7 protein-coding genes and 4 pseudogenes are annotated in these 10,795 nt (G+C 59.9%); 8 read left to right on the top strand and 3 right to left on the bottom strand.

Features of this window, described 5'->3' with window-relative positions; all coding sequences use genetic code 11:
• Positions 1–353 precede the first annotated feature (353 nt).
• Positions 354–779, top strand: a complete 426-nt coding sequence (locus AB3X98_RS41710; protein ID WP_368607130.1) for a tetratricopeptide repeat protein — start codon at positions 354–356, stop codon at positions 777–779.
• A 607-nt stretch (positions 780–1,386) separates the two neighbouring features.
• Here the strand turns inward: AB3X98_RS41710 and AB3X98_RS41705 are convergent.
• Together AB3X98_RS41705 and AB3X98_RS41700 are read right to left on the bottom strand one after the other, a co-directional pair.
• Positions 1,387–1,692 carry a hypothetical protein gene (locus AB3X98_RS41705; RefSeq protein WP_368607129.1) on the bottom strand — a complete coding sequence of 102 codons (306 nt, stop codon included), beginning with the start codon at positions 1,690–1,692 and terminating at the stop codon, positions 1,387–1,389.
• A gap of 19 nt (positions 1,693–1,711) precedes the next feature.
• A pseudogene (locus AB3X98_RS41700) lies at positions 1,712–1,894 on the bottom strand (IS5/IS1182 family transposase); the annotation flags it as partial.
• Between the two features lie 664 nt (positions 1,895–2,558).
• Here AB3X98_RS41700 and AB3X98_RS41695 point away from each other — a divergent pair.
• From AB3X98_RS41695 to AB3X98_RS41685, 3 genes are all read left to right on the top strand, one after another.
• Positions 2,559–3,173, top strand: coding sequence for a hypothetical protein (locus tag AB3X98_RS41695; protein WP_368607128.1), 615 nt, complete (start codon positions 2,559–2,561; stop codon positions 3,171–3,173).
• A gap of 753 nt (positions 3,174–3,926) precedes the next feature.
• Positions 3,927–4,517 carry an alpha/beta hydrolase family protein gene (locus tag AB3X98_RS41690; RefSeq protein WP_368607127.1) on the top strand — a complete coding sequence of 197 codons (591 nt, stop codon included), beginning with the start codon at positions 3,927–3,929 and terminating at the stop codon, positions 4,515–4,517.
• A 309-nt stretch (positions 4,518–4,826) separates the two neighbouring features.
• Complete coding sequence (locus tag AB3X98_RS41685; RefSeq protein WP_368607126.1) at positions 4,827–5,348, top strand: DUF3757 domain-containing protein; 522 nt, start codon at positions 4,827–4,829, stop codon at positions 5,346–5,348.
• Between the two features lie 130 nt (positions 5,349–5,478).
• Here AB3X98_RS41685 and AB3X98_RS41680 read toward each other — a convergent pair.
• Positions 5,479–5,744: pseudogene (locus tag AB3X98_RS41680) on the bottom strand (transposase); the annotation flags it as partial.
• A gap of 144 nt (positions 5,745–5,888) precedes the next feature.
• Between AB3X98_RS41680 and AB3X98_RS41675 the strand changes: the two are divergent.
• From AB3X98_RS41675 to AB3X98_RS41660, 4 genes and pseudogenes are all read left to right on the top strand, one after another.
• Positions 5,889–6,293, top strand: a complete 405-nt coding sequence (locus AB3X98_RS41675) for an avidin/streptavidin family protein (protein ID WP_368607125.1) — start codon at positions 5,889–5,891, stop codon at positions 6,291–6,293.
• 345 nt (positions 6,294–6,638) lie between these two features.
• A pseudogene (locus tag AB3X98_RS41670) lies at positions 6,639–8,041 on the top strand (GGDEF domain-containing protein).
• Positions 8,042–8,431: 390 nt separating this feature from the next.
• Positions 8,432–9,091, top strand: a complete 660-nt coding sequence (locus AB3X98_RS41665) for a pyridoxal-phosphate dependent enzyme (RefSeq protein WP_342949935.1) — start codon at positions 8,432–8,434, stop codon at positions 9,089–9,091.
• Positions 9,092–10,352: 1,261 nt separating this feature from the next.
• A pseudogene (locus AB3X98_RS41660) lies at positions 10,353–10,795 on the top strand (TniB family NTP-binding protein); the annotation flags it as partial.

Below are 10,795 nucleotides of genomic sequence, written 5' to 3'. Positions count from 1 at the left end.
TCGGGAGCGCAGCGACCACGATTGCAGGAATCGAGTTGACGCATTGTATTCGCAAGGGGCAGTTCGATCTCGCGAAGCTCGGCCTCAAGGAGGCCGCTGCGCCCGCCGTATGGAATGCGGTTCTGTTTGATCAATAAGCCGTCCTACCTATATGAGCTTTCTCAACCCGTCTACCTATTTGCACCAGAACCGCTTGCGATAATGAAGCGCTCAAAAAATATCGGCGCGTAACCGTCGAGCGAGATCGCTTCGCCGCCGGACACAATGCGCTCGGACGCGAGTACCTCAAATACGCGAACCGAGAATACATACCGACAGATTCGTTACTACGATTAAACACTCGGCCAGCAGAGTTGGCCCAGCGCGAGTTCGAAGCGGCCATTCGATACGATCCCCGCTACGCCGAGGCATATGACAGTCTAGGCGAAGCACTGGAATTGCAGGGAAAACATACGAAAGCGCTGGATGAGTTGCGCGCGGCAATCGCGCTAGACGGCGAGTATACAAGCAAAGCCTACAAACAGGTCGCGAAGATTGAGGCCGAACTCAGAGAACCGGAAAGGGCTGCAAACGCTATGATAGAAGCCATGATCAGCGAAAAGCGCTATCCCCAATGCCGTGGTGATCTGGAATCGGCAGACGCTACCGTCTGGCGTAGCTGCGTCGCTGATCTGTCTACGGATGAGCTACCGAAAGTCGGGCGGCACACGGCAGATTGGCCAACTACGCACTTTGAAGCCGCGGATTGCAGGAAGTGCGCAATTGAGAACTGGCCGTGAGTCGGTAAGCTAGCCGAATTAGCGGACAGGTTAGCGCTGCTGTGGACGCCGCTAGCGGAAATTGCGAGCGACAACAGCAGCAGTGGTGGCAGACCGACTCCGTCAGCACGCCGTTCTGGACGCTTTGGCGGGCGGCATTCGTGCCGCCGATCGAGATCGCCCAGGCGCCGGCAAGCCTGCTCGAGCGCTTTGCTGACACGTTACAGCCTGAACCCTTGCTCTGCCTGCTGCGATGGCTCTCACCGCTCACTGGCAGCCGCCCATGAGCACCGTGCGTGAGGGACGGTAGCCGCCCGCGGAACTTCTCGCGCGCTCCCTCCGAACGGCGCTTGTAGTCTCGCCTCTTCCCTGAATCGCGGCGCGGTACACCGCATCTTTGGAGAACGTATGACTGAACTTCACGATTCATCCGTGCGGGATCGTTGGGCGCGCCTGCGCTTTGCGATCGTCGGCCCCTTGCTTGCAGCACCGCCCGAGTCAGGGCAAATGCGCGAACTCGTCACCGCGCTGGCCGCCAGACGCTGGCGTCATCCCGTCACTGGCGACGATATTCAGTTCGGCCGATCGACCATCGAGCGATGGTTCTTCAGGCCCGCAAGGCGCCACACTATCCGGTGGCGAGGTTGCGCAACCGCAAGCGCCCCAGCGGCGCTGGCGCAAGCCTGTCGCCGCAGACGGTACAGGCGATCCGCACGCAGTACCGCGACCATCCCGGCTGGACCTGCCAGTTGCACTTCACAACCTCAAGGTCACGCTCGGGGCTGCGAACCTGCCGTCGTACACCACCATGCGCCGTTACATGCGGGCGCAGGGCCTGTTCCGGGAACGCCAGCCCCGGCACACGAGCGCCGGCGCGATACTCGCGCGCGATCGTCTCGAGAAGCTCGAGGTCCGCAGCTTCGAGGTCGAACACGTCAACGCGCCCATACATGCATGAAGTGAATCTTCAGCATCGTCGCAACCGGAAACGGCGGCCTTCCAGGCTTACCCTTCGGATGGTGCGCGATCAACGCAATCAACCTCGACCATGGCACAACGCGCCTCATCTCATCGAGAAACTCCCGCTTGCGCGTGCGTTTCCTTGAAAGATCCAGGCCAAGACCGAGCTGTCTCATCGAGGAACTCCTTCAATTCGCGTTCTTCCAGGATAGGACAATCAGACTTCAACGCGAGGACTTTTGCAGACTGTCCCTGGCTCTTCAGAACGTCGGACTGAGCCTCAGCTCCGAGCCTTTGGTCTTTCTGCTTTCGAGCAGCGCTTTGTCCGGAAGCCGACATAACCAACATCCGTCGTCACAATTGGAAGAAATGCGTCACGCTACCTGCTGGTAACCAGGCTCCATTGGCCGAGTCATACTGGCATGCAGCAGCCGTGTTCAGGGGCGGCTGCGCTGGGAGTTCCTTGTTGATCGATGCGCATATCGTCGGGTTGGCCCAGCTATTGCATATTCTCGTCGTCGACCAACTGGAGTAGATTGAAGTGACGAGCAAGCAGCAAAGCAGACCATACGAATTGCAGGCAAAGCCTCTGGGAACGATAGTCGATGACTGCGTTGTCACCGCGGTGACAGCGGCGTTTTTCTTCCGAGGCCAAGCACGGTTGCGCAGTCTGCGCCAGCATCGGGCGCGGCGATGACGTCGTCGTCCTCCGGCTACGATCGGCCGCCGAAGCCGATCCTCGACGTGATGCTAGCGCCATCGCTCCCCGTGCCCTTCCTTAGCGCTGCTGGCACCCGAATGCTGCTTGTATCGTGGCAGAGGTATTCTTCCATCGCACGGTTGGCAAAGCCATTCCTGCGCCTCGCGGGCGGGCGTGTGGAGCCCGGCAACCACAGCCGTAGCGACAACGCCGGCGGCAACGGCATCCGGGGCTGCGCGACGGGCTTCGCACTCGTGCAGGTGCCAGGCGGTGCAACGCACCCCGTGGCGCTGCCGGAAAAGGCTTGCGCGGGATACCCGCGGTGGAGCGCCGATGGCATGCATTTCGCGTTCGAAAACGTGACGGCGAGTTCTGTCGAAGTGTGGATAGGTGACGGCGACACTGGCGAAGTGCGTCAGGTGCCGGGCGTGCGACTGAACGCGATGCTAGGGAGTGAGTTCCAGTGGATGCCGGATCAGCACACGCTGCTGGTAAAGCTCGTTCCCGCGCACCTTGGCCCGCCGCCTGCCGCGCCGGAAGGGCCGGTCATCCAGGAATCGGACGGCAGGTCGGGCGAGAGCAGTACCTACGAGGCACGCGATACGCTCAAGGACGCACACGACGTTGCGCTCTTCGACCACTACGCCACATCCCAACTCGGAGTGGTCCGCATTCGCGATATGAGCGTTGCGCCGGTTGGCGCGCTCGGCCCCTACATGGGATCCGTCCAGCACCGGATGGACGGCATGTGCTAGTGTCGACTATACAGAAGCCGTACTCGTACCTTACGACTGTGGCGCGCTTCCCACGCGACCTTGCCGTGTGGGACATTTCAGATCCCTCAGATGTCGTTGCGCATAAAATCACATCGCGTCCTCTGAGGGAGCGCGAAAGATGGACAGCGCAGTCGGATCTGGCACTGCTGACCGAATACGACATCAATCGTGAATGGTGGAGCGCCCATCTCATCAACTTCGACGCGCGCGATCCCGCGCCGCGTGTACTGTGGGACATGTCGTCCCGCGAAAAATATGCAGCTCCCGGAAGACCGGTAATGCGTGTGATGCCGAATGGCTTTCCAGTTATCCGTCAGGATGACGATTCAATTTTCCTCGCGGGTACCGGCGCGTCGCCCGATGGCGACCGGCCGTTTCTCGACCGTGCGCCGCTCAAGACCCAGCGACTGTTTCGCAGCGACAAGTCGAGTCTGGAGTCCTTCTTCGCGTTCACGGGAGACGACAGCCGCTCGTTTCTCGCGTGGCATCAGTCGCCGACCGATCCGCCCATCGTTTGCGTGCGCACACTCGATGCCGCGGTCGCCGCGCCGGCACGCGAGGCAACGTGGACGTCGTCGAGGGCGGCGATCACACAGATAGACGCAACGCCCGCTGTCCGGCAGATCAGAAAGCGTCTGGTGAAATACAAGCGGGCGGATGGCGTAGAGCTGTCTTTTACGCTCTATCCGCCGCGTGGCTACCAGGAAGGCACGCGCGTACCGGCTATCCTGTATGCGCATCCTCATGACTATGCCGACGAATCGAAGGCCGGCCAGACCAGCGCCTCGCAGGAGACCTTCACGCAGCTCACAGTGCACTGCCTGCTGCTGCTGGCCGGCTACGCGATTATCGACAACGCATCATCCCGATCATTGGCGACCAAAGCGCGCGTACGATACCTACATGGAGCAGCTCGTCGCCGACGCACAGGCCGCGGTGGACGAGGCGGTTCGGCTCGGCGTGGCGGACCCGGACCGGATTGGGGTGACCGGGCACAGCCACGGCGCACTGATGACCGCGAACCTACTGGTGCATTCAAACCTGTTTCGTGCGGGCGTCGCTACGAGCGGCGCGTACAACAAGACGCTCACTCCATGCGGGTTTCAGAATGAGCGGCGCACGGTCTGGCAAGCGCAAGACATCTACCTCAAGACGTCGCCGTTCTTCTATGCAGACAGATTGAAGACTCCCTTGCTGATCGTGCACGGCGCCGACGACGCGAACCCCGGCACGACGCCGCAACAAGCCAGCCTCCTTTACGAGGCGATCCGCAGTAACGGTGGTATTACCCGACTGGTGGTCCTGCCACATGAGCCACACTGATACAGCGCGCGCGAATCGAACGAACAGCTGGTCTACGAAATGTTGCGGTGGTTCGACCGCTACCTGAAGAGTGCGCCACCCGGCAAGGCCGCGCATTGTCGCGTTGCTGCCTGAGTCGTGTAGGCAAACCGGTCTTGCATTGCGGCTAGCACACGCCCGCCGACGACCAACCTGCTAGCAGACTCTGCGGCGCATACGCCACGATGGATAGTGGATTGGCTACGTTCGTGAGGCGCTCTTACGTATGCAAAATTTAAAATCGGTCGGTTTTGAATTATTCGCCGGATATCCTCCCCAGGAATCTAGTCTATGAAGAAAAGAATTTTGGCATTTACCATCGCTCTTGGCGCATCGTGGTACGCGTCGTCTCAAACGTTCGAACGCTGCCCAGTCCGCTCTGAGATTAGTAAGGACGGAATTTTCTATACAGCTAAAGCATTCCCCAACGAGGCTGAGGGAATGTGGTTGGGCGTTGCGCCGGACGATGCGGGTAGCATCGCGAGATTTTTCTTTGCTACCTTCTATCCCGCGAAGGATAGTGATAGTGGGTCCGCAGCGGTAGTAAACTGCGCGTTCGTTCTTACGAACGGCCGCATTGCAATTCTTCAATTCAAACCAACACCTCCCCCACCGAATTTAGGGGTGAATCCAAGCATGTGGCTTCGGAAACATGATCTTTACGGTCAAAGCTACTTTGAATGCACCGCGGTGGCCGGCTCGGGTTGTAGCTTCTATCTTGTTCGACGGTTCCATCCCGTAAAACCAAATCCCGTAGAACCTTTTGGCAGCGGTGAAGTTGGTCATGTAATTCCAGACACAGCGTCACACTAGGGAAGCGCTGATTAATGGGGCAGCCCGCGAGATTTTCGGCAGCGCTAGTTCGCATTTTTCGAATGACGAAGTGAAACCACGCTAATTTCGGTGAATTTGGCACGAAAACGGGTTTCACTTCTCTCATTTTTCACACACAAGACGGATTGCTGCCATGAACCGAGCGCAACAGATTTTGCGCGATCACCAAGTTCGCCAAGCCGAACAGGCTGTGTTCTTGGCCAATCCCTTGTAGCGCACCTTGCGATGACGGAACAGGTTCTTGATGATATGAAACGGATACTCGACCCGAGCGCGGATTTGCGCCTTGGTTTTCTCAAGCGCGATCACCAGATTCTTCAGCGGCCCCCCCTGCATCGCCTTGATCTTTCCGCGCTTGGCCGCCACGTGCCACTTCGTTACGCATCTGCGAATACGTCCGTCAAGAAGTAACGCTTGCCGGGCGCGAAATTGTGCGTTCTGCTGCGCGTAGAGGGTTGATGTCTGGAATGCGTGGCGAGTGTTCTGTCGTGAATTGTGACTGGCTAGAAGGGGAAAGACATGTTGATTGACAGAAAGACACTTCGTCCGCTTTCAAGCGGCGCGCGGGATGCGAAGGCCACATCGCCCGAACTGGTTGGCAAGTGGGAGAATGAACTGGGCTCGATCATGACGATCGTTCAGTTTGACGGCGAGAATTTCAGTGGCACGTACGAGAGCGCCGTGAGCAGCGACGGGCAGTATGCTACAGGACCACTCTCCGGCACAGTAGCCGGAGACGCGATCGCATCCACGGTGAAGTGCGATACCGCGTACGCCTCGGTGACGGGCTGGAGCGGCCTGCTGCTTGGCAACGGGAACCAGGTCTGGATGTACACGCTCTGGAACCTGTCGAGCACGCCAGAGAAAGAAGACGACTTCTGGCAGTCCATCCAGGCTGGCGCTGATCTGTTTGTGCAGACCTGAGGGCAATCCGTCCAGGATAGTCGTGGTTCTGTTCACATCCGCGGACAGGGTGCACCGGGTGCTCGTTACTGAATGGATCTCCTGCATGCGTCGGACAGCGAGCGTTTGACAACACACCGTGCCGAACGTCGGACCCGGGAGAAGTGGTCCATCATCGGACGGTATTTGGTCCAAGGGAATGCAATGTACTTGTGCAGTATTTGATGGCGATCGGCATGTGAGGTTGGGCTTTGGTTCTGATGGTGCTGTGCGGCGCAAACCAGACCTCTCTGATTCGCTTAAAATTGCGGCAGGCATGCCGGCGGTGCCTGCGAAACTACGGTAAATATCAGCGAGGAGCGGGGCATGAGCGCCACGATTGAGATGCGTGATTCACCGGCGGCGGTAACGCTGATCATGAAGCTCTATGCCCGATTCGTGCTAGCTGGCTTTGCGCTGATGCCCGCCTGCCTGATCGCTTACCTGTTTTCCTTCCAGGATCCCACGCTCAGGTTCGAGAACCACCTGTTCCACGAAATCGCGATTGCGGCCGCAACGCTTGAAGGGCTGTTCGTCGCCTACGTCACCTGGCAGTGCTACCGGTCTTCCGGCGAGCCGTTGTTACGCTGGCTGACGCTGGGTTTTCTCGGCTTCGTCCTCATTTATGCCCTGCACGGCGCCTTCACCGGCATGGCGCACCACAATATCTGGCTGTTCCTGCTCTATGGCCCGGCATCGCGCCTCGTGATGTCGGCCCTGCTGCTGGTCGGGCTGCTCTCGTACAGCCAGCCGGCCGATTCGATCGAGAGGCGCACCGACTGGCGCGGCTGGCTCAAGTGGATCGCGCCGTTCGTTCTCGTCGACCTAGCGGTCGCCGGGATCGCCTACAGCCCCGTCGCCGGGACCCTAGTGGTCCGCCTGTCGATGGAAGGGGGCGCCATGATCTTTTCCGCGCTGAACGTCTTGGTGCTGCTGCTGCGACGCATCCGCACACCCCTGATGGTCATGTTCGCCATCTCGGTGACGTCGTTTGCGCTGTCGTCGCTCGCCTTCATTCTGGGGCGGCCGTGGAACCACATGTGGTGGCTTGCACACGCGATTTTCGCCGGGGGATTCTTTCTGCTTAGCCATGGCGTGGTGCAGGCATTTCAGACGACGCGCTCGTTTGCGACGATCTACAGCCAGGAAGAACTGATGGCGCGGCTTGCCGAGGCCATGAACCGCACCGAAAGTGCGCTGCAGGAACTGCAACGGACCAATAGAAGGCTCGAGCACCTGGCTGCCACCGATCCGCTCACCGGCGCGGCCAACCGGCGGCAATTCATCGAACGTGTCGAAGCCGAGATCGAACGCGCACGGCGAGGCGGTGCGCCGTTTTCGCTGCTCGCGCTCGACCTCGATTACTTCAAGGCGATCAACGATGCGTACGGACATCAGGCAGGCGACACGGTGCTGCGCGAATTCGTGCAGAAATGCATTGAGGCAATCCGCCCCTACGACGGTGTCGCACGGGTGGGCGGTGGGGAATTCATGGTGCTGTTGCCGCGGGCCGGTCTGGACGCGGCGCTCGCGACAGGCGAACGTATCCGCTCGATGATCGCCGGCAGTGTTTTCGGGGCGGCAGCGGGCGGTGCGGCGAAGTGACTGTCAGCGTCGGTGCCTCGCAGTTTGGTCGCGACGGCGACACCGTCGATACGATTCTGCGTGCGGCCGACGAGCGGCTCTACCGTGCAAAACATCTGGGGCGTAACCGCGTCGTTGTCGCATAGGCGCCGGTTGCGCACTCGTGCTTCCGATTACTCATTGGGTCAACCCGGGCGCAGCCGATTATTGAGACGTTTTGACGTACCGGGAAGGCCTGCAACGCTGCAGGACGGTCCACTCAAGTTTCTGATATCGCCGCGTGACTGCCACCTTCAAGGGAGGCGATTCACGGCTTACCTCGCCAGCGCATATACGTACCCTTTGCCTTTCAACAAGAAAATATCGATGCCAGACGATCTGTTTGCCAGAATTACGGACGCGCACTGTGCGATTCGCCCGCAGGTTGCGCTCACGCCCCTTTCGTACAGTCCCGGCCTGTGGAAGCTCGCCGACTGCGAAGTCTATCTGAAATGCGAGCATCTGCAGCACACAGGCTCGTTCAAGTTTCGCCGCGCATGGAACAAGGCGCGTCTGCTCGACGTCGTGGCGACGTGCCCGTTACCGTCTCCGCGGCATCGCCAGTCAAGCTCGTTGCGATTCGCGCGCTGGGGGCGACCGTCGTGACGATTGACGATACGTCCCTCGCCGTTGAACTTGAAGCAGCCCGCCAGGCGCAGTTGAAGGGCATGACGTTCGTGTCGCATTACAACGACATCGACGTTATTGCCGGGCAGGGGGCCGTTGGCATGGAGCTGGACGGGCAGGCCCGCGAACATGGCCTCGACCTGTCGGCCGTCTTCGTCGCGGTGGCCGGCGTGGGGCTGATTTCAGGCGTCGGAACCGTGCTGCGGAAACTGCGTCCCTCGACGGCAGTGACCCGTTGCTGGTCTGCCAACTCGACCGCCCTCTACCGTTGCCTGAAAGCCGGGAAGATCGTCGAGGCCGAGGAACTCGACACCATTTCCGATGGCACCGCGGGAGGGATCGATCCGGACACGATCACCTTCGGTATGAGCCAGCAGGTCATCACGGACACCGCACTCGTCACCGAAGAAGAAATCTGGGCAGCGATGAAACGGATCGCCCAGACCGACGGATGGATGGTGGAGGGGCCGCAGGCGTCGCGCTGGCGAAGTTGCTCAGGAAGGCGCCAGAGTATCAGGGGAGCGCAGTAGCCGTTGTGCTCTGCGGCCGGAATATCTCGCTGGAAAAATTCATTGGAGCGGTGAAATGAGAGTCTGGAAACGAAACAAGATTGCTGCGCGCTTTGACGTGGCGCGCGCGACGCGCATGGTCGAGCATGGGCTTTATTGCGTACTCGCAGGGTGCCGCGGTGGTTCCGCCTGTACAGAACATACAGTTCGAGTCCGTAAATGGCGAATGCTGTTGGCCGCTCGCAGTTTCTGCTAGCCATGACCGCGGATTTTGCTAGCAGCGGAAAGGCCCGAACTTGGCGCCGGACAAGCGATGCAGCCCGATTTGTGCGATTACGCCTCCGTTGCATGGCCACAACAGTCCAGGCGGGCGACGGCCGTTAATTTCGCTAGCACGCCTGCGATGTCCTTTAATTCCGCTAGCGCGATCAAGAGCGCGGGCGAGGGCACCATGGCATCCTCTGACGAGACAGACAGTCGTGCCAAGAAAGTAGCGGCCGTGTTATGACCGCTTGGGCGGGGCCGCTGACGCGAGCTCAGGAGAAGCGTGCCGGTCAGCTGTTTGACCTCCATTGGACAACTGTCTATCGGCTGCGGCAGCGATTTTTGGAGACCCAGTGACCAGCGCTCTCGATCCGCAGCAACGTGGTCCGACGCCGGGCGGTCGCCGTTTAATTCCGGCCGCCGACAACATAATCGAAGAGGTTGTGCAAAATTGGCTACCGGCGCAGCGTGAATTAGCGCATCCTGCAACCGATCTTGTGCTTGAGATTCGACGTCGATGCGTTGCCGCGGGGGTAGAGCCTCCCAGCCGCTCAACTGTGGCCCGGCGATGGTCAGAGCATCGCGAGCAGGACGCGCTGAGGCGTGCTGCACTCCCAGAGTCGCAGATTGCGCCTGGAACTTTCCGGGCTCAACATGCGCTGGACATTGTGCAGGTCGACCGTACATAAGCGGATGTCCTGCTCGTCAGCGAGCTGGACAGAAAGGTGATCGGCCGCCCGTGGCTTTCGTTTGCGTTGGACGTTGCCACGCGATGCGTAATTGGCTTTTACGTCGGCATGGAAAGACCGGGTGCGGCGGTTGGGTTGCTCCTTACAAGAGTTGCACTGTCCAAGACCCCATGGCTTGCAAAGATTCGGGCCGAGGCAGAGTGGCCCATGCGCGGTATTCCTCGCACTTTGCATCTCGAAAATGCTGCTGAGTTCAAGAGCCGGGCGCTTCTAAGTGGCTGTCGCGAGTACGGTATTGATCTGATGTATCGCCCCGTTGGACGGCCGCACTGCTGTTCGAACTCGGCGCTCCCCACAATCCCGCAGCGGGTCTTGCTTCGCTGGAGAGACTCACTCGTGACATTTTGCGACGCGTCGCGCCCAGGGTACTGATTGTCGATGAGGTACATCATCTGCTCGCCGGTACGTATAGAGAGCAGCGCACATCGCAATCTGCTCAAATATATCGCGAATGACCTGCAGATCAGCATGGTTCTCGTCGGCACTCGCGATGCGGTGCCGGCGCTCCAGACAGATGCTCAGATGTATAGTCGCTACCGACCGTTTGAAATTCCACGTTGGAGGGAAAGCGATACCGGATGCGGCTGGGCGGCGCGGACGCGGCGGGCTGAAAGCGCCGCGGCGCGTGCCGAAAGGACATCACAATGGCAACGCGCACGCTTTTCGGCGCTTGCCATGAAGCATTTTGGCTTTCGCGTCGGCCCGAAGTCTC

It is taken from the genome of Paraburkholderia sp. BR14312, assembly GCF_040948675.1.
GTDB lineage: Bacteria > Pseudomonadota > Gammaproteobacteria > Burkholderiales > Burkholderiaceae > Paraburkholderia > Paraburkholderia nodosa_A.
The sequence above is the reverse complement of the archived record's forward strand: the minus strand, read 5'-3'. Positions and strand labels throughout refer to the sequence as shown.